Source organism: Pseudomonas sp. PDM28, from assembly GCF_019219115.1.
Lineage (GTDB): Bacteria > Pseudomonadota > Gammaproteobacteria > Pseudomonadales > Pseudomonadaceae > Aquipseudomonas > Aquipseudomonas laurylsulfatiphila.
In genome coordinates, this window is sequence record NZ_JAHUWG010000003.1 from 628,028 (window position 1) to 649,668 (window position 21,641).

Annotated in this window: 23 protein-coding genes; 16 read left to right on the top strand and 7 right to left on the bottom strand. The window is 60.9% G+C overall.

The window, feature by feature from the left end; genetic code table 11:
• The first annotated feature begins 79 nt into the window (after nt 1-79).
• The 6 genes from KW841_RS09375 to KW841_RS09400 all read left to right on the top strand — a co-directional run bounded on the left by KW841_RS09375 (nt 80) and on the right by KW841_RS09400 (nt 4,313).
• Nucleotides 80-676: a septation protein A gene (locus KW841_RS09375; RefSeq protein WP_102699472.1), complete on the top strand. Its 597-nt coding sequence runs from the start codon at nt 80-82 to the stop codon at nt 674-676.
• Between the two features lies 1 nt (nt 677).
• Entirely contained in the window at nt 678-977 is a 300-nt protein-coding gene (locus KW841_RS09380; protein ID WP_102699473.1) for a YciI family protein, read from the top strand.
• Nucleotides 978-1,088: 111 nt separating this feature from the next.
• The gene (locus KW841_RS09385) at nt 1,089-1,502 is read left to right on the top strand and encodes a translation initiation factor 2 (RefSeq protein WP_102699474.1); all 414 of its coding nucleotides are present in this window, start codon (nt 1,089-1,091) and stop codon (nt 1,500-1,502) included.
• Nucleotides 1,503-1,509: 7 nt separating this feature from the next.
• Nucleotides 1,510-2,187: a response regulator transcription factor gene (locus KW841_RS09390; protein ID WP_218475411.1), complete on the top strand. Its 678-nt coding sequence runs from the start codon at nt 1,510-1,512 to the stop codon at nt 2,185-2,187.
• A 158-nt stretch (nt 2,188-2,345) separates the two neighbouring features.
• Nucleotides 2,346-2,795, top strand: coding sequence for a Spy/CpxP family protein refolding chaperone (locus KW841_RS09395; RefSeq protein ID WP_218475416.1), 450 nt, complete (start codon nt 2,346-2,348; stop codon nt 2,793-2,795).
• Between the two features lie 174 nt (nt 2,796-2,969).
• Nucleotides 2,970-4,313 (top strand): HAMP domain-containing sensor histidine kinase, encoded by a 1,344-nt coding sequence (locus KW841_RS09400; RefSeq protein ID WP_218475419.1) that lies wholly within the window; start codon nt 2,970-2,972, stop codon nt 4,311-4,313.
• Nucleotides 4,314-4,448: 135 nt separating this feature from the next.
• On the opposite strand, the gene KW841_RS09405 is transcribed toward KW841_RS09400, so the two are convergent.
• Complete coding sequence (locus KW841_RS09405; protein ID WP_102699477.1) at nt 4,449-5,015, bottom strand: NAD(P)H nitroreductase; 567 nt, start codon at nt 5,013-5,015, stop codon at nt 4,449-4,451.
• A gap of 121 nt (nt 5,016-5,136) precedes the next feature.
• On the opposite strand from KW841_RS09405, the gene KW841_RS09410 reads away from it, so the two are divergent.
• Complete coding sequence (locus tag KW841_RS09410; RefSeq protein ID WP_218475421.1) at nt 5,137-6,591, top strand: TrkH family potassium uptake protein; 1,455 nt, start codon at nt 5,137-5,139, stop codon at nt 6,589-6,591.
• Here KW841_RS09410 and KW841_RS09415 read toward each other — a convergent pair.
• Nucleotides 6,548-7,609 (bottom strand): AraC family transcriptional regulator, encoded by a 1,062-nt coding sequence (locus KW841_RS09415; protein WP_218475423.1) that lies wholly within the window; start codon nt 7,607-7,609, stop codon nt 6,548-6,550. The two genes, KW841_RS09410 and KW841_RS09415, sit on opposite strands and share 44 nt — an antisense overlap.
• 160 nt (nt 7,610-7,769) lie before the next feature.
• Here KW841_RS09415 and KW841_RS09420 point away from each other — a divergent pair, with 160 nt between their 5' ends.
• The gene (locus KW841_RS09420; protein ID WP_007975287.1) at nt 7,770-8,081 is read left to right on the top strand and encodes a DUF962 domain-containing protein; all 312 of its coding nucleotides are present in this window, start codon (nt 7,770-7,772) and stop codon (nt 8,079-8,081) included.
• Nucleotides 8,082-8,108: 27 nt separating this feature from the next.
• Complete coding sequence (locus KW841_RS09425; protein ID WP_218475425.1) at nt 8,109-8,699, top strand: HD domain-containing protein; 591 nt, start codon at nt 8,109-8,111, stop codon at nt 8,697-8,699.
• A 153-nt stretch (nt 8,700-8,852) separates the two neighbouring features.
• Here KW841_RS09425 and KW841_RS09430 read toward each other — a convergent pair whose 3' ends face one another.
• Nucleotides 8,853-9,668 (bottom strand): UDP-2,3-diacylglucosamine diphosphatase, encoded by an 816-nt coding sequence (locus KW841_RS09430; RefSeq protein ID WP_218475427.1) that lies wholly within the window; start codon nt 9,666-9,668, stop codon nt 8,853-8,855.
• Nucleotides 9,669-9,802: 134 nt separating this feature from the next.
• Here KW841_RS09430 and KW841_RS09435 point away from each other — a divergent pair, with 134 nt between their 5' ends.
• Together KW841_RS09435 and KW841_RS09440 are read left to right on the top strand one after the other, a co-directional pair.
• On the top strand, nt 9,803-10,567 hold the full coding sequence (locus KW841_RS09435; RefSeq protein ID WP_218475430.1) for an AraC family transcriptional regulator: 765 nt from the start codon (nt 9,803-9,805) through the stop codon (nt 10,565-10,567).
• Nucleotides 10,568-10,638: 71 nt separating this feature from the next.
• A complete protein-coding gene (locus tag KW841_RS09440) occupies nt 10,639-11,532 on the top strand; it encodes a DMT family transporter (RefSeq protein ID WP_218475432.1) in 894 nt (297 codons plus the stop codon).
• On the opposite strand, the gene KW841_RS09445 is transcribed toward KW841_RS09440, so the two are convergent.
• The 4 genes from KW841_RS09445 to recQ form a co-directional block, all read right to left on the bottom strand.
• A complete protein-coding gene (locus tag KW841_RS09445; protein ID WP_007975281.1) occupies nt 11,526-11,813 on the bottom strand; it encodes a SelT/SelW/SelH family protein in 288 nt (95 codons plus the stop codon). The two genes, KW841_RS09440 and KW841_RS09445, sit on opposite strands and share 7 nt — an antisense overlap.
• A gap of 33 nt (nt 11,814-11,846) precedes the next feature.
• The gene (locus KW841_RS09450; protein ID WP_218475435.1) at nt 11,847-13,100 is read right to left on the bottom strand and encodes a hypothetical protein; all 1,254 of its coding nucleotides are present in this window, start codon (nt 13,098-13,100) and stop codon (nt 11,847-11,849) included.
• 127 nt (nt 13,101-13,227) lie between these two features.
• Nucleotides 13,228-13,662: a MarR family transcriptional regulator gene (locus tag KW841_RS09455; RefSeq protein WP_102699486.1), complete on the bottom strand. Its 435-nt coding sequence runs from the start codon at nt 13,660-13,662 to the stop codon at nt 13,228-13,230.
• A gap of 119 nt (nt 13,663-13,781) precedes the next feature.
• Nucleotides 13,782-15,908, bottom strand: a complete 2,127-nt coding sequence (recQ, locus tag KW841_RS09460) for a DNA helicase RecQ (RefSeq protein ID WP_218475437.1) — start codon at nt 15,906-15,908, stop codon at nt 13,782-13,784.
• Between the two features lie 361 nt (nt 15,909-16,269).
• Here recQ and KW841_RS09465 point away from each other — a divergent pair, with 361 nt between their 5' ends.
• From KW841_RS09465 to KW841_RS09485, 5 genes are all read left to right on the top strand, one after another.
• Complete coding sequence (locus KW841_RS09465; protein ID WP_007975277.1) at nt 16,270-16,857, top strand: YecA family protein; 588 nt, start codon at nt 16,270-16,272, stop codon at nt 16,855-16,857.
• A 10-nt stretch (nt 16,858-16,867) separates the two neighbouring features.
• Entirely contained in the window at nt 16,868-17,263 is a 396-nt protein-coding gene (locus KW841_RS09470) for a YbaN family protein (RefSeq protein ID WP_218475439.1), read from the top strand.
• 245 nt (nt 17,264-17,508) lie between these two features.
• Nucleotides 17,509-18,216, top strand: a complete 708-nt coding sequence (gene lapG, locus KW841_RS09475) for a cysteine protease LapG (protein ID WP_218475441.1) — start codon at nt 17,509-17,511, stop codon at nt 18,214-18,216.
• Nucleotides 18,217-18,238: 22 nt separating this feature from the next.
• Complete coding sequence (gene lapD / locus KW841_RS09480; RefSeq protein ID WP_218475443.1) at nt 18,239-20,200, top strand: cyclic di-GMP receptor LapD; 1,962 nt, start codon at nt 18,239-18,241, stop codon at nt 20,198-20,200.
• A gap of 103 nt (nt 20,201-20,303) precedes the next feature.
• A partial coding sequence (locus KW841_RS09485; protein ID WP_218475446.1) for a hypothetical protein occupies nt 20,304-21,641 on the top strand: 1,338 nt, incomplete at its 3' end.

The following is a 21,641-nucleotide window of genomic DNA, read 5'->3' on the forward strand; positions in this document are numbered from 1 at the left end:
GTAACCTCAATTCAGCTGGCGCTATCGCGCGCCCATATGTTTGTTATTATGCCGCCACATCCTGCTTCTGGCTGCCACTGTGAAACAATTCATCGATTTCATCCCGCTCCTGCTGTTTTTCATCGTCTTCAAAATCGATCCACGGGTCGTCGACATCGCCGGCCATGAGCTCACTGTAGGCGGTATCTACAGCGCCACCGCGATGCTGATCGTCAGTTCCCTGGTGGTCTACGGCACACTGTTCATCAAGCAGCGCAAGCTGGAGAAGAGCCAATGGCTGACCCTGATCGCCTGCCTGGTCTTCGGCAGCCTGACCCTGGCCTTCCACAGCGAGACGTTCCTCAAGTGGAAAGCCCCGGTGGTCAACTGGCTGTTCGCCCTGGCGTTCATCGGCAGCCACTTCGTCGGTGACAGCCTGCTGATCAAACGCATCATGGGCCACGCGCTGACCTTGCCGGAACCGGTCTGGACACGCCTGAACATCGCCTGGATCGCCTTCTTCCTGTTTTGCGGTGCCGCCAACCTGTTTGTCGCGTTCACCTTCCAGAGCTACTGGGTCGACTTCAAGGTCTTCGGCAGCCTGGGCATGACTTTGCTGTTCCTGGTCGGCCAGGGCATTTACCTGTCCCGCCACCTGCACGATGCCGACACCACTACGCCAAAAACCGAGGACTGACATGCTTTACGCAATCATTGCCACAGACGTCGCCAACTCCCTGGAAGCCCGCCTGGCCGCACGGCCTGCGCACCTCGAGCGCCTGCAAGCGCTCAAGGGCGAAGGTCGCATCGTATTGGCCGGCCCGCACCCGGCCGTCGACAGCAATGATCCGGGCGCGGCGGGTTTCACCGGCAGCCTGATCGTCGCCGAGTTCGATTCCCTGGGCGCCGCCCAGGCCTGGGCCGACGCCGATCCGTACATCGCCGCAGGCGTCTACGCCAACGTTCTGGTCAAGCCGTTCAAGCAAGTCCTGCCGTAACAATTCCCCCACGCGGTGAACCTTGTCGGTTCATCGCGTTCTCAATCGCTCATTATTCCTGTTTATCGGCCGACAACTTGCCCAATACTCGTATTGGAATCAGGAGTCGCGATGCGCAAGGGTCCGTTGTGTCTGATGTTGGTCACGTTGTCGATCGTGGCGCCCGCCCACGGTGAAGAATACGCCGAGGGTGGAAACTCGACGCCGCTTTCCTTGAGCGCCGGCAGCCAGATCACCGAGCTGCAGCAACGCTTGAAAGAAAGCGAACGGCAACGGGAAGAACTGAACAAGCAATTGCAAACTGTCGATGGCGAACGCGAAAGCCCGCTGCTGGCCCGGTTGCGCCAGGAGAATCAGCGCTTGAAGCTGCAACTCAAGGAAGCCCAGGCCAGCAGTCCGCTGCCACGTTTGCTGACCGACCAGCAACAATGGTTTGTCATTGGCGCCGGGGTAGCGCTATTGGCGCTGCTCTGCGGTATCTTCGCCAGTGGAGCAAGTCGAAAACGTCGACAATGGCTAAATTGAGTGAGTCATGAGCGAGCTGTTACTGATTGATGATGACCAGGAGCTGTGTGAGCTCCTGAGCAGTTGGCTGAGCCAGGAAGGGTTTCAGGTACGAGCCTGCCACGACGGCCAGAGCGCACGCCGTGCGCTGGCCGAAACCGCTCCGGCGGCCGTGGTACTGGATGTGATGTTGCCCGATGGCAGCGGCCTGGAGCTGCTCAAGCAGTTGCGCAGCGATCACCCGGATCTGCCGGTGCTGATGCTCTCGGCCCGGGGCGAGCCCCTGGACCGTATCCTCGGCCTGGAACTGGGCGCCGACGATTACCTGGCCAAACCCTGCGATCCACGGGAACTGACCGCCCGCCTGCGCGCCGTCCTGCGCCGCAGCCACCCGGCAGCGGTGTCCAGCCAGCTGGAACTGGGCGACCTGTGTTTCAGCCCGGGGCGCGGCGTGGTCAGCATCGACGAGCAGGAGTTCACCCTCACCGTTTCCGAAAGCCGCCTGCTGGAAGCCCTGCTCAAGCAGCCCGGCGAACCCCTCGACAAACAGGAACTGGCGCAGATTGCCCTCGGCCGCAAGCTGACCCTGTACGACCGCAGCCTGGACATGCACGTCAGCAACCTGCGCAAGAAGATCGGCCCACACCCCGATGGCCGTCCGCGCATCGTGGCCCTGCGCAGCCGCGGCTACTACTACAGCCTCTGAACCCTGACGACATACGGTCCCTACAGGTCGGGAGTTTTGTCAGGTCGGCGGGAAATCGTCTTTACCCAAGCTTTACCCTTCGCTGACCGCCGCTGACCTTGATCTGCGTAATCTGCACTCATCCGGAACGTACCGGGAACGAGACAAGGAGATTCACCATGCGCAAGACTCTTATCGCTCTGATGTTCGCCGCTGCCCTGCCGACCGTGGCCATGGCCATGCCTGAAGGCGCAGGCCCCATGGGTGGGCCGATGGACGGTTCGCGCCACGGCGGTCAGATGCACGGCATGCACGGCAAAGGCCCCTACAGCCAACTGGACCTGAGCCGCGAACAGCGCGAGCAGATCCGCAAGATCATGGGCGAGCAGATGCACGAGCGTAAGCAACTGGTCGATAAATACCTGGAGAAACTCTCGCCAGCCGACCAGAAAGCCATGAAAGACGAAATGGCCGCCAAGCACCAGAAAGCCGAAGCCGATGTGCGTGCGGTGCTGAAACCGGATCAACAGAAGAAATTCGACGAGATCCAGAAAAAACAGGCTGAACGTCGCGCAGAGTGGGCCGAGTTCAAGGCCTGGAAAGCGCAACAGCCGCAAAAAGCGCAATAATGCGCTGAACTTGGACCCGACGGCTCAATACCGTTGGGTCTGACACCACACCAATCACTGTGGGAGCGAGCTTGCTCGCGATGGCGTTCTTTCAGTCACATTGATGTTGAATGTGCCGACGCAATCGCGAGCAAGCTCGCTCCCACATTAGTTGCGTTTGTTTGAGGATTTCCCGTGCGTTCATTGTTCTGGCGTATCCTGGCCAGCTTCTGGCTGGCCATCGCTCTGGTTGCAGGGCTTTCCATCCTGCTCGGGCACATGCTCAACCAGGACGCATGGATTCTCAGCCGCCACCCGGGCCTCAACACGCTGCCCGAACAGTGGACGCAGACTTACGAAAGTCAGGGCGAAGACGCCGCCCAGGACATTCTCCAGCAGCGCAAACGCCAATATCACATCGACGTTCAGGTGCTCAACGAGAGCGGCGATCCGGTGGTACGCGGCACCTTCCCCAGACGTGCGGCGGCCTTTGAGGCGCGCCAGAACAATGATGACCGGCGCCTGCCATGGCGGCGTCTGACCGATGAGTTCACCAGCGAAAAGACCGGTGACACCTTCCTGTTCATCTACCGCATTCCACACCCGGAACTGGACGCCTGGCACCGCGAGAGCCTGCTCTGGCCGCTCAGTGCCCTGGGAATCGCCCTGGTGGTGCTGACCCTGTTCAGCCTGCTGGTGACCTTTTCCATCACTCGCCCGCTTAGCCGTCTGCGCGGAGCGGTGCATGACCTGGGACAAACCACGTATCAACAGAACAGCCTGGTCAAGCTGGCCAACCGTCGTGATGAGTTTGGCGTCCTGGCCAATGACTTCAACCGCATGGGTGCGCGCCTGCAGAGTCTGATTGGCAGCCAGCGGCAACTGCTGCGCGATGTCTCCCACGAACTGCGCTCGCCCCTGGCCCGTCTGCGTATCGCGCTGGCGCTCGCCGAACGGGCCGGCCCACAGGAACGGGAACAGTTATGGCCGCGCCTGACCCGGGAATGCGACAGACTGGAAGCGCTGATCAGCGAAATCCTGGTGCTGGCGCGGGTCGACTCCGATAACGCCAGTGCCGAAGAGGTGGACCTGAATGCCTTGCTCAATACCTTGCAGAAGGATGCTCAACTCGGTTCACCCGAGCAGCTCGTCCACCTCGAAGCCGAGTCGCAACTGAATCTGAAGGGCTGGCCGACCATGATCGAGCGGGCCGTCGACAACTTGCTGCGCAATGCCCAGCGTTTCAATCCGGTGGGTGGCCTGCCGATCGAAATGCAGGCACTGCGCCAAGGTGAGCGGATCGTCGTGACCGTGCGCGATCATGGACCGGGGGTCAGTGCCGAATATTTGAGCCAGCTCGGTGAGCCGTTCTATCGGGCACCGGGGCAGACCGCGGCCGGACACGGCCTGGGCCTGGCGATCGCCCGGCGAGCGGCGGAGCGCCATGGCGGCAGCCTGGTGCTGGCCAATCACCCTGAAGGCGGGTTCATTGCCAGCCTGGAATTGCCGTTGGTGCCGGGGGCTGTCGTACAGCCCTGAGGCTGTCCCCCCAACTCTGAATGACACAGATCTACTGTGGGAGCGAGCTTGCTCGCGATGGCGGTTTTTCAGTCACTTCAATGTTAAATGTACTGCCGCTATCGCGAGCAAGCTCGCTCCCACAGGTCTGCGGTGTCAGACCTTCCCGGACCATTCGCTGACAAACTCGGCCAGGTCGACCTTCTCGGCCACCCGCGGTTCTTTCTGCGGGGTGCCCAGGTACAGGAAAGCAATCACCTCTTCCCCCTCCGCCAGGCCCAAACCCTTGGCCACATGAGGCGAGTACGCCAGGTCACCGGTACGCCACACCGCGCCAATGCCCTGCGCATAGGCCGCCAGCAAGATCCCGTGGGCCGCACAGCCCGCCGCCAGCAACTGCTCGGACTTCGGATACTTGACGTGATCCTGCAACCGCGCAATCACCACCACCACCAACGGCGCCCGCAGCGGATTATTGCGCGCCTTGTCGATGGCCGCTTCGCTGACTTCGCCGTCCTGCAATTTCGCCGCTTCGACCAGCAGCTCGCCCATTTGCTCACGTGCCGCGCCTTCCACCGTCAGGAAGCGCCAAGGCTGCAAGTGACCGTGATCCGGGGCGCGCATGGCGGCGCCGAACAGCACCTCGCGCTGCTCGGCAGTCGGTGCAGGGTCAATCAGTCGCGGAACGGAAACACGGTTGAGCAAAGCGTCGAGAGCCTGCATCGGCCACCTCCTGAAAAATTTGTGCGGCTATTCTAGCTGTAACTGCCGCAGCAGTGCCGGTTTACATGCCCTGCCTCACAGGTAGAATGGCGCCCTTTCCTCTATCAGCCGAGCGGACCTCATGGCGTTGCCGACCTTACGGATCATTGGTTTCATCATCGGCATCTTCCTGATCACGCTGGCGATCTCCATGGTCATCCCCATGGCCACGCTGGTCATTTTCGAGCGCACCAGCGATCTGCCGTCGTTCCTCTGGGCCAGCATGATCACCTTTGTCGCCGGTTTGGCGCTGGTGATTCCGGGGCGCCCCGAGCACGTGCACCTGCGCCCCCGGGACATGTACCTGCTGACCGTCAGCAGTTGGCTGGTGGTGTGCATCTTCGCCGCGCTGCCGTTCCTGCTGACCCAAAACATCAGCTACACCGACTCGTTCTTCGAAAGCATGTCCGGCATTACCGCCACTGGCGCAACCGTACTCAGTGGCCTGGACACCATGTCCCCCGGCATCCTGATGTGGCGCTCGTTGCTGCACTGGCTCGGCGGCATCGGCTTCATCGGCATGGCGGTGGCGATTCTGCCGCTGCTGCGCATCGGCGGCATGCGGCTGTTCCAGACCGAATCGTCGGACCGCTCGGAAAAAGTCATGCCCCGCTCGCACATGGTGGCGCGCCTGATCGTGGCGACCTACGTCGGCATTACCATTGTCGGCAGCCTGGCGTTCTGGTGGGCCGGGATGAGCCTGTTCGACGCGATCAACCATGCGATGTCGGCGATTTCCACCGGTGGCTTCTCGACCTCCGACCAGTCTTTGGCCAAGTGGCCGGAGCCTGCGGTGCATTGGGTCGCGATCGTCGTCATGATTCTCGGCGCCCTGCCGTTTACCCTGTATGTCGCCACGTTGCGGGGTAACCGTCGGGCGCTGATCAAGGATGAACAGGTTCAAGGCCTGCTCGGCATGTTGCTGGTGACCTGGCTGGTACTCGGCACCTGGTACTGGTGGACGACCCAGCTGCATTGGCTGGAGGCGTTGCGGCATGTGGCGCTGAACGTGACCTCGGTAGTGACCACCACCGGTTTTGCACTGGGGGACTACAGCCTCTGGGGTAATTTCTCGCTGATGCTGTTTTTCTATCTGGGGTTTGTCGGCGGTTGCTCCGGCTCGACCGCGGGCGGTATCAAGATTTTCCGCTTCCAGGTGGCCTATATCCTGCTCAAGGCCAACCTTAACCAGCTGATTCATCCGCGCGCGGTGATCAAGCAGAAGTACAACGGTCACCGCCTCGACGAAGAAATCGTGCGTTCGATCCTGACCTTTTCGTTCTTCTTTGCGATCACCATCTGTGTGATTGCGCTGCTGCTGTCGCTGCTCGGCGTGGACTGGATGACCGCCCTCACCGGCGCGGCCAGTACCGTGTCCGGTGTCGGCCCGGGGCTCGGTGAGACCATCGGCCCGGCCGGTAACTTCGCGACCCTGCCGGATGCCGCCAAGTGGATTCTGTCGTTCGGCATGCTGCTCGGCCGACTGGAGATCATCACTGTGTTTGTGCTGTGTATTCCGGCATTTTGGCGTCATTGACCGCTTCAGGTGCCTGCATCAGCCGCATCCGGTACTCGCCGGGTGTGGCATCGAACCAGCGGCGGAAAGCGCGGAAGAAGTTGCTCGGATCGGCGAACCCCAGCAAGTAGGCGATTTCCAGCAAGGTCATGTTCGGTTGCGCCAGGTACTGCTCGGCCAGTTCGCGCCGGGTATCGTCCAGCAGCGCCTGAAAACTCGTGCCCTCTTCCTGCAAGCGCCGTTGCAAGGTGCGCTGGGAAAGATGCAGCGTCTGCGCCACGGTGTCGCGCTTGGGCTCGCCCTGGGGCAACAGGCGGCACAACACCTGCCGCGCCTTGTGCGTCACGCGGCTTTCGGAAAAGCGCGCCAGGTACTCGCCGGCAAAGCGGTCATGCAGCAACGCCATGGCTTCGTTGGCCGTCGGCAAGGGCGCTTCCATGTCCGAACGCTCGAAAATCAGCGCATCGTAAGGCGCATTGAACACCAGCGGTGCATGGAAAGCTTGTTTATAGGGTTCCGGATTGGCCGGTTCGGCGCCTTGCAGCAGCACTTTGCGTGGATGCAGCGTACGCCCGGTCAACCAGCTGCACAGCGCCAGGGCGCAGGCCAGTGATGCCTCGGCGCTCTGCCGGGTCGGCGGCAAGTGGTCGCCATGCACCGTCAGAATCAGCGCGTAGCCTTCGTCCAGCAGTTGGAAACTCAGGTCGGCACTTTCGGCGATGATCCGCTGATAGCGCACCAGACGCTGAAAACCTTCGGCCAGTGTCTGGCTGGACATCAAGGCGTAACCGGTCACATGGAACTGCGCCGGTCGCACCACCTTGCCCATGTTCAGGCCGATGGCCGGGTTGCCGGACAGTTCGACCGCGCGTTGCCACAGCCGTGTCATGGAGTCCTGCGGAAAGCGAGCATCCGGATCATCCAGTGCTGCGTAGTCGAGTCCCAGCTGTTTGAACAGAACCCGGCAATCCAGGCCGTCCATTTCCAGCGCTTTGACAATCCCCATCGCCCAGCTTGCAGAAGTCGTTCGTTCGCTCATGGCGTTTTCTTACATGGTGAGCCGCATGCGACGGCTATTGACCGAAGGATATTAAAGTGGCGCCTATTGTCACTGCCTGATGCCAATGATCACTCTAGACTCAAATAAGCTACCCGCAGAACAACTTGCAGTCAGAACAATAACCACAGAGATCGCAGTCGTGGAAAACATCAAGCGCTTCAACAGCTTTGCTGAGTTTTACCCTTACTACCTCAGCGAGCACAGCAACAGTACCTGCCGCCGATTGCATTTTATCGGCACGACGCTGGTTATCTTGATACTGGCGCTGACCGTTGGTCGCGGAGCCTGGATGCTGTTGTGGGCCCTGCCTGTGGCGGGCTACAGCTTTGCCTGGGTCGGGCATTTTTTCTTCGAGAAGAACCGCCCGGCAACGTTCCAACACCCCTTCTACAGCCTGCTCGGCGATTTTGTCATGTACCGGGACATGGTGCTGGGGCGCGTTCCGTTCTAGAGAACATCCGTCACAAGAGAGTTGCCTATGAATGCCAATGCCCGCTTCACCCACATGAAGGACGGCACACAGGAAGACTGGGCGATCATCGCCGCAGACTTCACTGCCTACGCGCGACAATTGCCGACAAGGATCGTGGCGCACCTGAAGTTGCTGGAGGGTGATTTTGGCGGATTCCCGGTGGATCGCCTGACCCATTCCCTGCAAACCGCCACCCGCGCCTTTCGTGATGGTCGCGACGAAGAATACGTGGTCTGCGCCCTGCTCCATGACATCGGCGACACCCTGGGTTCCTACAACCACCCGGACATCGCCGCAGCGATCCTCAAGCCGTTCGTCAGCGCCGAGAACCTGTGGATGGTGGAAAAGCACGGGATTTTCCAGGGCTACTACTTTTTTCATTACCTGGGCATGGATCGGCATCTGCGTGAGCAGTTCCAGGACCATCCGCAATACCAGGCGACCATCGAATTCTGTGCCAAATACGATGCGGCGGCGTTTGATCCGGCGTACGACACGCTGCCATTGAGCTTTTTCGAGCCGATGATGGAGCGGTTGTTTGCGCACCCCAGAAACTCGATCTACAAGGCGGCGATGGAAGAACACTCGCCAGCCTGACAGGACCGCTGCGCGGTCCATTCGCGGGCAAGCCCGCTCCCACAGGGTTATCTGGCGACCACAAGTTTTGTGCTCACCTTCGCCCACTGTGGGAGCGGCGGTGCGGCGATCCGACTTGCCCGCGAAGAGGCCAGTACAAACACCAAATGACTGTCAGGCCAACTCGGCAACTTTCGTCGCCTTCATCTGCGCCTCCCGCGCCTGGGCATCCGCCAACCGGTACAACTCGATCGAACCATCCCAATGCTCGATCAGCGCCGTGCACGACTCTACCCAGTCGCCGCAATTGAGATAATCCACCTCGCCCACCTTGCGAATCTCGGCATGGTGAATGTGCCCGCACACCACGCCGTGCAGCTCGCGCTTGACGCATTCATGAGCGATGGCTTCTTCGAAGTCGCTGATGAAGCTGACCGCGGTTTTCACCTTGTGCTTGAGGTAGGCCGACAGCGACCAGTAGCCGTAACCATATCGCGCGCGCCAATGATTGAGCCAGCGGTTGAGGGTCAGGGTGAATTCGTAGGCCGAGTCACCGAGAAAGGCCAGCCAGCGATGATAACGGGTGATCACATCGAACTGGTCGCCATGGATCACCAGCAGATGCCGGCCGTCGGCGGTGACGTGCACGGCTTCGTCCACTAACTGGATATTGCCCAGGATCAGCTTCGAATAGCGGCGCAGGAACTCGTCGTGGTTGCCGGTGACGTAGATCACCTCGGTGCCACGCTTGCTCATGGTCAGCAGGCGACGGATCACGTTGGTGTGCGCCTGCGGCCAATACATGCCGCCGCGCAGTTTCCAGCCGTCGATGATGTCGCCGACCAGGTAGATTTTGTCTGCGTGGTAGCCCTTGAGAAACTGCGACAGGTGTTCAGCCTGGCAATCCCGGGTGCCCAAATGCACGTCGGAAATCCATAGCGTCCGTACGCGTTGCTTACGGGTGGGTTTGGCGAGCTCGGCGCTGGTCATGGGCAACCCTCTGGCAAGTTTTGCCAAGTCTGCCGCGGCCCGGTTAATGGTCCATGACAGCGTCAAGTCAGTCCTGTGACAACGCTTGTTGGCCGGCTCGGTGTAGACTGACGCCCTGAACCGGGAGACCCGCGATGAGACCGATCCTCACGCTGCGCCAATACAGCCACGACCTGGTCGTCCACAGCCACGACCACGCGCAACTGGTGTTCGGGCTTTCGGGCGCCCTGGATTTCGAGGTCGACGGCCGTGGCAGCCAGGTGGTCCAGCAGAGTTTCGTGGTGGTGCCCTCCGGCGCGCATCACGCGTGCGGCAGCGCCAATGGCAGCCGCTGCCTGGTGCTGGATGTGCCCAGCGAACAATGGGTTTCGCAGTCGTTGGGCGATCACGCCGAATCCAGCCGACGCTTGCTCGACAATGCCGGCCGCCTACCCCTGGACGCCGGGCAAAGCCAATTGGTCAGCTGGCTGGCGAACAGTCCGGTCGAGGATCCGCTGATCGCACAACAAGGTGCGGTGCTGTTGCTGGCCAGCCTCAACAACGCCAGGCCCGACACCGTCGGCGGTCGGCGCCTGCCCTATGCCGCGCTGAATGCACACATCGACCAGTACGCGGCGTACCCACTGCAGGTGGCCGACCTGGCCCGGGTGGCCGGCCTCTCCAGTGCCCGTCTGCATGCGCGGTTCGTGGCTGAATGCGGGCAGACGCCGATGGACTACATCCGCAGCCGACGGCTGCACATCGCGGTGGGCATGCTGCGCAACTCGGCGTTGCCCATCGGCGAGGTTGCCAGCCGCGTCGGCTACAGCTCCCAGAGTGCCTTCGCGGCGGCGGTGCTGCGCGAGTTCGGGGCGTCGCCCGGGAAACTGCGGCGCGAGGCTGGCGACAAAAAACGCTAGTCTGCCGACAGACTTGACGGGGCATTACGCGCTTCAATGAGGCCTCTGTTCGTTTGTCATCAAGGATTGCAATGACTCCCCGTACCGCGCTTGGCGCCTTGCATATCGGCGCATTGATGTTCGGCCTGACCGGCGTGTTCGGCAAACTGGCTGCCGCATCCCCGGCGATCATCGTGTTCGGCCGTGCCGCTTTTGCCGTGCTCGCGCTGGCGTTTTTTGCACGGTTCGCCAGCCAGACGCGCTGGCAGAAACTCGAGGCCGTGGACTGGCGTCGGCTGCTGCTCAGCGGCTTGTTGCTCGCCGGACACTGGGTGAGTTTCTTCATTGCGGTGAAAGTCGCAGGCGTGGCGATTGCAACGCTCGGCTTCGCCAGTTTCCCGGCCTTTACCGTGATCCTCGAAGGGTTGATCTTCCGCGAGCGCATTCGCGCCAATGAGGTTGTGCTGGTGCTGCTGGTGAGTGTCGGCCTGGTACTGGTCACGCCTGATTTTGACCTGGCCAGCGGCGCCACCACCGGTTTGCTGTGGGCCGTGGGTTCCGGCTTGTTGTTCGCCCTGCTGTCGCTGACCAACCGTGCCAGCTCCGGGCGCGTCCCGCCCGTGCAGGCCGCGCTGTGCCAGAACGTGGTGGTTACCCTGTGCCTGCTGCCGGTGGCGGCGCCTCAACTGAGTGAAGTACGCGCCATCGACTGGCTGTGGATCGGCCTGCTCGGTGTGTTCTGTACCGGTGTCGCCCACAGTCTGTTCGTCGCCAGCCTGGCGGTGATCAAGGCACGCACCGCCGCCGTGGTGTTCGCCCTGGAGCCGGTCTATGGCATCACCGTCGCCTGGCTGCTGTTCAACGAAAACCCGACCCTGCGCATGTTGCTGGGAGGTGCGTTGATCATTGTGGCAATAGTGGTATCCAGCAGGCTCTCAGGCAGTTCGAGCAAGAAGGCCGTTACCGCCGAGGCGGCGTCTCACTGAGTGCGGTCGTTGTGTCCCAGGTCGCGGTCCGGGTCGATCCGGTCGCGGACCCGCTGCTTGAGCACTTTGGCTTCCGGGAAGCCACCGTCCGCCTTGCGCTCCCAGATCTGCACGGCGTCACAGAACACATGAAAGACCCCGCCGGTGCCCGGCACCAGGGAGACTTTGCCCAGGTCGTCACCAAAGGTGCTGAGTAGTTCCTGGGCCAGCCAGGCCGCACGCAACAGCCACTGGCATTGCGTGCAATAGGTGATGACGATTTCCGGTTTGTGGGCGGTCATGATGGGGCTTGACTCCAGGGTTTGACGACGCCGCTATGATAGCCCGGCCGGTGACTGTCGAGTCGGCTGATCAGGTTGTGCCTCCAACCCGAACGCAGGCTCGATCATGGCCAGAGCAACCGGCTGCCTGGTCTCGCCTGGGCTGATCACGTCCCAACTCGACGCCATGGACAGCTCCTCCAGGTTGAGCCGGTACTCATCGTCAGTGGCGGATTCGCCGGACATCGCCAAACCCGGAGCCGCCGCCACGGCAGCAGCGACCGGGATGGAATGACGGTTGTCGGCCCACTCAAGTTCATCATTGGCTGGCACCCCGTCGCGCTGGGCAGTGGGCGATTGCGTGACGGGCGGCCAGATCACTGGCTCGGTAAAAAACCCAGCCGACGGCTCAAGTGGCAACGGCAGAGCCTCTGAATCCGTGACCTGATGCTGCTGGCGCCGACGGCGTACAAACCAGCCCAGCGCCAGCAACCCCATCAACGCCGACACTCCGGCAATCTGCAACCAGCCAACCCCGGGCGTTTCAGCAATGGCGGGGGCCGGTGCCACTGCATCAGAAACCATGGGTTGCGCCTTAACCTTCTTGAGCTCAGCCAGCTGGGTTTGCAGCTCGGCCAACTGCTGTTTCTGGCCGTCGATCAGCTCATCCTGGCTTTGCAGCTTCGCATTGAGGTCATCGACTGCGGATTGAAGCTGGTGGTTTTGCAGGGTGCTGGCAGCCAGTTGTTCGACAGCGGGATCAACCATGGAGACGTCAGTTGCTGGCGTCGTCCTTGCCACGGGGGGCGGCGTTTCGACCGGTTGAACCCTGGGGAATGCAGACGCCGGGGAATGGGAAACCGGTTCATCGGTGGCGGCAACAATGCCAGGCGAACCCGGCGGATCGATCAGCACCGTGTACTCGCGCAATAACCGGGCACCGGGCTGATTGAGCTGCACGAGGAAATTCAGGAAGGGTTCATTGACCGGTTTGCTGGATGTCACCTGGATCACGCTGCGCTTGCCGCGCAGGACCGGAGTGAATGTCAGATTGTCGAGGAAAAAGACCCGGTCGACCCCGGCACGGCTGAACTCGTCTGCCGATGCCAGGCTCACCGACAGCTCGCCCTCCTCCAGGCCAGCCGCATCCAACAGGGCGATATCGGCACGCAGCGGTTGATTCAGCGCCGAATGCAGGGTGATTTCACCCAGGCCCAGCGCCGGAGCCCATGCCGAGTAAGTGATCGCCACCCCAGCCAGCAACCCCTGTGAACAACCGCGCAAAACCAACCGCCAACACTTGAGCATGAGCATCCTTGAGATCTACAAAAACTACCCGTACGCGTTCGTACATCCGTTACGAACACGATATCGCCGAGTAGTTCTTATAGTCTGCGCAATGCGGTCTATCAAAAACCTGGCAGTCGGTTATGCCTCAGGGTTTTTCAAGGTTGCCCAGGATGTGCCCGTGAACCCGCATGCACACCTTCAAATCCGCCTCATCGACGCCTTCGAACAGTTCGTGACGCAGTTGCGTGGCAATGGTTTCAATTTGTTCGATCAGGGGAAGCGCCGGGGCGCAGAGCACGATTTTCTTCGCCCGACGGTCTTCCAGCACCGCCTGGCGTTGCACCAGACCCTGGCTTTCCAGACTGTCGAGCAAACGGGCCAGGGTCGGGCCTTCGACGCCAACGCTTTGTGCCAGCTCCCGTTGGGTCGGAGCTTCTTCGAAACGGGCCAGGTGCAGCAGCACCAGCCAGCGCGCCTGGGACAAGCCCATGCCCGCCAGACGGCGGTCCAGTTCGGCACGCCAGCCACGGGACATCTGGGCCAATTGCATGCCAAAGCGGTGTTGATCGGTTAACGGCATAAAACACTCATGATCAGACTGAAATAAATAAAAACTAATTATTAGTCAGCTAAGCATGAGCCTCGATCCGAGGCAAGGCTTGATCTGTACTGAATCGTTACATCAGCACTACAGATGTCTCAAATCTCGAATTCCGACTGCAAGGCAGCGCGAACACAGTACAAAACCCCTTCCGGTACCCGGCCCGCGAACAGCGCGGCGATCTCGGAAACCGGCGGCAATTCGCCTTCGCCGTCGAGGAAGGCGTCCTGGACTTCACCCATCAGGTCCTCAGGCAGATCCAGCGCCTGCTCCAGCGACAACTGCTGCTTGCCGATCGCTTCGGCCAGCATGGTGTAGACGTTCTTTTCCGAGCACTGCAACTGACCGGCGATCTGCACCGGTGTCATACCGGCCCGCGCCAGCGTGATCAATTCGTGACGCACGTCGGCCACCGCTTTCGGTGCCTCGACCTGGCCGCCGAGTACTTCGAGGAAGGCCTCGCCGTAACGCTCCAGCTTGCGCGCGCCGACTCCGCTGACCGTGGCCATTTGCGCCAGCGAGGTCGGCTGGCTGCGCAGCATTTCCAGCAAGGTCGAGTCGGGGAAGATGACATACGGCGGCACGCCGTGTTCTTCGGCGAGCTTGCGACGCAGGGCGCGCAGGGCTTCCCACTGTTCGCGCTCCTCGCCCCGGACCAGCTGGCTCGCTTGGCTCTTGCTGCTTTTCGCTACGGTCTGCGCCTTGAGATCGCGGCGCAACTCCAGGGTCACCTCACCCTTTAGCAGAGGCCGGCAACTGTCGCTCAGGCGCAAGCCACCGTAGCCTTCGAGGTCGATGTCGGCCAGACCACGGGCCACCAGTTGGCGGAACAACGAGCGCCACTCGCCCTCTGCCATCGCCTTGCCGACACCAAACACCGAAAGATGCTGATGGCCGAAGTTACGGACCTTTTCGTTGTCCTTGCCCAGCAATACATCCACCAGGTGTCCGACGCCGTAGCGCTGACCGGTGCGGTAGATCGCCGAAAGCGCCTGCCGCGCGGGCTCGGTGGCATCCCAGGTCTGCACGCCGTCGACGCAGTTGTCGCAATGACCGCAAGGCTGGGGCATGTCCTCGTCGAAGTAGGCCAGCAGCGTTTGCCGACGGCAGCGGGTTTCTTCGCACAGGGAAAGCATGGCGTCGAGCTTGTGCTGCTCCAGGCGTTTGTGGCGCTCGTCGCCTTCGGAGTTCTGCAGCATCTGCTTGAGCATCACCACGTCTTGCAGGCCGTAGGCCATCCAGGCGTCTGCCGGCAGGCCATCACGGCCGCCACGGCCGGTTTCCTGGTAGTAGGCTTCCAGGGATTTCGGCAAATCGAGATGCGCGACAAAACGCACGTTGGGCTTGTCGATGCCCATGCCGAACGCCACGGTGGCAACCATGATCAGGCCTTCTTCGTTGAGGAAGCGCTTCTGATGGTAAGCCCGCAGATCGTTGGGCAGACCGGCGTGGTACGGCAGCGCCGGGAAGCCTTGCTCGCTGAGGAACGCGGCGACTTCCTCGACTTTCTTACGCGACAGGCAATACACGATGCCGGCATCGCTGCGGCGCTCGGCGAGGAACGCCAGCAACTGCTTGCGCGGCTGCTCCTTGGGCACGATGCGATAAAAGATGTTCGGTCGGTCGAAGCTCGACAGGAAGCGCTCGGCGTCTTGCAGGTGCAGCCGGGTGACGATTTCTTCCCGGGTGCGCTTGTCGGCCGTGGCGGTCAGGGCGATGCGCGGCACGTCGGGGAACATTTCCGCCAACTGGCCCAGTTGCAGGTATTCCGGACGGAAGTCATGCCCCCATTGCGACACGCAGTGGGCTTCGTCGATGGCGAACAGGGAAATGTTAAGTCCCTGCAGAAATGACAGCATGCGCGGCTGGACCAGACGCTCCGGCGCCAGATAGAGCATTTTCACTTCACCGCGGCGGATGCGGGCGGCGAGGTCGCGCTGCTGCTCGGCGCTGAGGGTGGAGTTCAACGCGGCGGCGGCCACGCCCAACTCTTCGAGGGTGGCGACCTGGTCGTCCATCAGTGCGATCAGCGGCGAGACCACCACGGCCAGGCCTTCGCGTAGCAACGCCGGGACCTGGAAACACAATGACTTGCCGCCACCGGTAGGCATCAGGACCAGGGCATCGCCACCGCTGGCCACGCGCTCAATGATTGCACCCTGGCGGCCACGGAAACTGTCGTAGCCGAAGATGTCCTTGAGGACGCGTTGAGCCTGTTCGAGCATAGAAACTCCAAAAATCACCGAAACATCCCTGCAAGGCTGGTTCAGAACCCGCGACGCTGCACCGACAAATCGTAAGTGCGCATTGCATGACGCTTCACATTTCAGCCATGAAGCCAGCAGGGCATCACAAAACGCGCGAGTATACCCGAGCCCCGGCAGGCAAAGGGCACCGCTGATAAGACACGCAATACAATCTGTGGGAGCGGGCTTGCTCGCGAAAGCGGCTTCAAATTCAACATTTACGTTGACTGACCCACCGCTTTCGCGAGCAAGCCCGCTCCCACATTTGCCGTGCGGCTGGCCCAAGCGCTCAAGAAGGCCTAGAATTCCCGCATCGAACATTCCCCAAGGTAGTCCTTTAATGTCCTTCGCTGAGCAACTAACCCGCCTGCAAGTCTTCCTCGACGCTGATGAACTGCATGACGAGGCGCTGGACTACGTGGCCGCCCACGGCTACCTCACTGCGCTGTCGATCTGTTCCGAAGTGGTCCCGGACCGTGAATGGATCGACGCACTGTTCGCCGAAGAGCCGCATTACAGTGGCGAAGCCCAGCGCGAAGAGATCGAAGCCACGCTGATCGGCCTCAAGGCCCACATCGCCCGTCAACTGGCCTCCGACGAGGAGTTCGAGTTGCCGTGCGACCTGGACCTGGGCGACGACCCGGACGATTCCGAACTGCGCGGCTGGTGCATCGGTTTCATGGAGGGCGTGTTCCTGCGCGAAGAAGCCTGGTTTGAAACCGCCGAAGACGAAGTCAGCGAAATGCTGCTGCCGATCATGGTCGGTTCGGGCCTGTTCGACGAGCAACCGGAGTTCTCCGACATTGCCGCCGACGCCAACCTGATGGACGACATGATCGTGCAGATCCCGGAAGCCCTGACCGCGCTGTACCTGCTGTGCAACGCGCCAGACGAAAAACCGGCGATTCTCAAACCCCGTCACCACTAAGGTTCTGCCTATGGACAACCCCATAGGCAACCGCCCCCTGATGTTGCGCTACGTGCTGCTGGCCATCGGCTGGCTGAGCGTAGCGTTGGGGGTCATCGGGATTTTCCTGCCGGTATTGCCCACCACCCCCTTCCTGCTGCTGGCGGCCGCCTGTTTTGCCCGCAGTTCGCCGCGCTTCTATCAATGGCTGGTAGAGCATCCACGGCTGGGTCCGTGGATTCGCGATTACCTCGACGGCAACGGCATTCCGCTCAAGGGCAAGGTCTACGCCATCGGCCTGATGTGGGCGAGCATCCTGTTCTCCTGCTATCTGGTGCCGCTGCCTTGGGCACGGGGGTTCATGCTGACCAGTGCGGTGCTGGTGACGATCTATATCCTCAGGCAAAAAACCCTGCGCAAAACCTGAAGTCTCACGGGACCCTTGTGGTGAGGGGGCTTGCCCCCGTTGGGTTGCGAAGCAACCCCAAACCATTCAATCCAGATATACCTGGTACACCGCGCTCACCTGTTTTGCGACTGCTGCGCAGCCGGACGGGGGCAAGCCCCCTCGCCACAAAAAGCCGTCCGCCGAACTCTCTTCCTCCGACGACCTGCCCTCCCCCTGCAAAATCTCCACCTAAACTCCACGAACCTACACTCGAGCAGCCAGACATGGCCCGCAGTCTGCGTAGTCCAGGATGGCCAGCGCTCCGACTTCGGCTCGGCGGCTGGTTGCTGCTGGCCGCTTTGCTACTGACCGTTTTCAGTGGTGTCCGGGCCGACTGGGATTTTGCGCAGATCCTGCAAACCGTGGAAAAACGCTACGGCCCGCTGGGACCGGCACGCAACCGGATCGAGGCGTGGAGTCAGATGCTGCAAAGTGCACGCGGCGCACCCGAACGTGAGCAGCTCAACGCGGTGAACCGCTTCTTCAATCAGCAGTTGAATTTCCAGGACGACACGCGCATCTGGCAACAGACCGATTACTGGGCCACGCCCGTCGAAGCCCTGATCAAGGGTGCCGCCGATTGCGAAGACTACGCGCTGGCGAAGTATTTCAGCCTGCGCCGACTCGGTTTTCCCAGCGAAAAACTGCGCATCACCTACGTCAAGGCTCTGAGCCAGAACCAGGCACACATGGTGCTGACGTTCTACAGCGCCCCCACGGCCGATCCACTGGTGCTGGACAACCTGATTGGCGATATCCGCCCCGCCTCCCAACGCAAAGACTTGCTGCCGGTGTACGCCTTCAACGCCGAAGGCCTGTACCTGCCGGGCAAGAACGGCGGCCAACGCAGCAGCGACTCGAAGAAGCTGTCGCGCTGGCAGGACGTGTTGAAAAAGATGCAGAGCGAAGGGTTCGACATCGGCGACGGCTAACCGCCATGGCAAGGAGCGAGACATGACACTGCGTAAACAGTTGTTCCTGGCCATCTGCCTGTTCCTGCTGGTGGCGTTCAGCGGCAGTTTTTTTGCCAGCCTCGAAAGCTCCCGCGAGCAAACGCTCAGTCAGCTGCGCGCCCACGCTCAGGACGCGGCCACCGCGCTGGGGCTGTCGCTGACGGCACAGGTCGATGACCCGGCAATGATGGAGCTGATGGTCAGTTCGATTTTCGACAGCGGCTATTTCAGCAGCATCCGCGTGATCAGGCTCAAGGATCAGCAAACCCTGGTGGAGCGCAGCACTCCGACAAAAATCGACGGCGTGCCTGACTGGTTCGTCAACCTGGTCAACCTGCGCCCGGAGGGTGGCGACGCCTTGGTCATGCGCGGCTGGGAACAGCTGGCGCGGGTCGAAGTGCTGAGCAATCCGCAATTCGCCCTGGCCAAGCTCTGGGACAGCACCCTCGGCAGCCTGATCTGGTTGCTGTTATGCGGGTTGCTCAGTGCGGTGATTGGAGGATGGATGCTGCGCAGGCAATTCCGCCCGCTCGACAGCATGGTCCGACAAGCCGAAGCCATCAGTAAACGCGAGTTTCTCAGCCTGCCCAACCTGCCACGCACACCGGAGCTGAAACGGGTGGTGCTGGCCATGAACCAGATGGTCGAAAAGCTCAAGGCGCTGTTCGTCGAAGAAGCTGCGCGCAGCGAAAAGCTGCGGGCCGAATCCTATCTGGACAGCCTTACCGGCCTGGCCAACCGGCGCCTGCTCGACGAACAACTGGCCGACCACTTGAGAGTGTGCGAACAGAGCCGCGATGGCCATCTGCTGATGTTGCGGATCAACGACCTGAACGGACTCAACCAGCGACTGGGGGGCCAACGAACGGACGCACTGATCAGCGCCGCCGGCGAACTGCTCAGGCGCCTGACTCAATTGCCGGAACGTCGCACCTGGCTGGCGGCGCGCAATCGCGGTGGCGAATTCAGCCTACTGACCCCGGGCCTGGACGCCGAAAGCGCCATGCGCCTGGCCGCCGATGTCAGCATCAGCCTGGAGAACCTGCGCCTGACCGGCGCCAGTGATTGCATGCCGGTCGCCCACCTGGGCGTTGTCGCCTATCGCCCCGGAGAGCCGATCGGCAACGTACTGCTGCGCCTCGATCAGGCATTGACCGAGTCCCGGCAGCGTCCCGAGCGACCCTGGGTATATCTGGGCCACCATGACACCGCGCCGAATCACTCCCAGCACGACTGGCGCACCTGGATCGACGACGCCTTGACCGAAGGCAAGATGCAGTTGTACTTCCAGCCCGTCGTGCAATGCGCCGACACCCGCCAGGTGCTGCATCACAAAGTGCTGGCACGCCTGCTCGACCCACAGGGCGAAGCGATTGCCGCCGGGCATTTCCTGCCGTGGATCGAGCGTCTCGGCTGGTCCATACGCTTCGACCTGGCCATGCTCGAAGCCACGCTGGACGAGCTGGTGGTCAACCGCAGGCCCTTGGCACTGAGCCTGTACGGGAGCACCCTGCGCGATCCGGTGCAATGGCGAACAATCCTCGACCTGCTCGACTCCCTTCCGGAGCTGGCACCGCTGCTGACCCTGGAAATCGACGAGCGCCAGTTGCCCTCCCCCGAAGAACTGCAGCGTTTGAGCCACAGCCTGCTGAACACCGGTTATCGCATCGGCCTGCAACACTTCGGCGGGCGCTTCAGCCAGATCGGCAACCTCACCCAATTGGGCTTGGCGTACCTGAAAATCGATGGGGCCTACATTCGCAATATCGACGAGCAGCCTGACAAACGGCTGTTCATCGACGCGATCTTTCGCGCGACCCACAGCATTGATTTGCCGCTGATTGCCGAGAGGGTCGAGACACCCGGGGAACTGGAAATCATCCGGGAGCTGGGTGTATTCGGCGCGATGGGGCGATTGATCGGGCCGCCGGAACCAGGCAGCCGAAGCACTTCCGACCATTGATCGGAAAACACCTCGCACCTGTTATTTATGACAGTAGGCAAGCTATCAGTGCAGGGTTTAAATCACTCGGGCGTATTCACTTCTCATGCCCGGAGTCATCATCATGACTGCTAAACCACCGAATACTTCAACACTTACGTCAGACACACAGAATGAAACTACAGGTACAGTAACCTTCGATTCAATCACGGACAGCAAGGGTAATCCCGTTCCCCATAAAGAAACCACTTATGACCCAATACTGGTATTGAAGGGTCGGGCTGACCCAGGCAGGAAACTCAATATTCGCGATCATTTTCGCACTCTCAGTGATGTGGAGACTCCTGGGTCAGGAAACTGGACCAAACAACTCGACTTTAGCAACCAGGATTTCAAGCTTTTTTACCTTACTGCCATCGAACAAGAACTACCTCAAAATAGCTCGAATGCGTACGAATTCAAATTGGCGACCGAGACGCCGATCATCAAGGTAGTCACTGGCAAAGATGGCCCGATTAACGATGGCGATGACTACACCGGTGACTCACTGGAGTTCACCGGCAACGCACCTCCCGATATGGAAGTTGAAGCGTTCAACGGCGACACATCCACGGGCAGGAAAATCCCGGTTGATTCTTTCGGTTTGTTCAAACTCATCCTCGATGGACTCACCGTTGGCACCTACAAGATCAAGATCAAGGCTGCCAATGGCAAAGAGTCCGATGTGTTCACCTTCCATGTCGCATTGGATATAGAACTGATCCTCGCTAGGGTCTACGATTCCCGCGGGGAGATTATCATTGAAAAAGATACCACCTACAGCGACACGGCTAAGGTCCAAGGCTATGCCTGGATCGGCAAAGAGGTGCAACTGCTCAATTACGACACCCTTATCGACGGAGCAACAGGGATCGCCCGGGAGGAGGACGGACTCTGGACAATCGATTTTGAGTTGTCCGCCCCCAGTTCGTACAGCCTTAGAGTCAAAGCGCTTTATGGCGAGAATGAAATTTCCGAACCGCCCTATCTCTTTGAAGCGCTGAAGGACGTCAAGCTGAGCCTGGATCACGTCTTCGACTCCAAGGGGGAGATCCTTGAGGGCAAATCCACCTACGATAAAACGGTAACGGTCAGAGGCTATGCCAGGCCCGGCAAACGCGTGCAGTTGCGCAATCATGGCCAGCCCATCGCCGGGGCAACCACGCCCACCCACAAGGAGACCGGATGCTGGGAAATCGAACTTGATGTGATCCCGCTCACCTACAGTCTTACCGTCGAGGGGCTTTACGACGATAACGAAATCACCGACCCGCCCCGCACCTTTACCGTGAAACAGGACGTCGAGCTGAGCCTGGATGACGTCCTCGAATCCGAAGACGGCCCCCCTGTCGATGAAGGTCAGCCCACCTACAAGAATCAGTTGCTCATCAAGGGACATGCCCGGCCCGGTGAGAGCATTCAG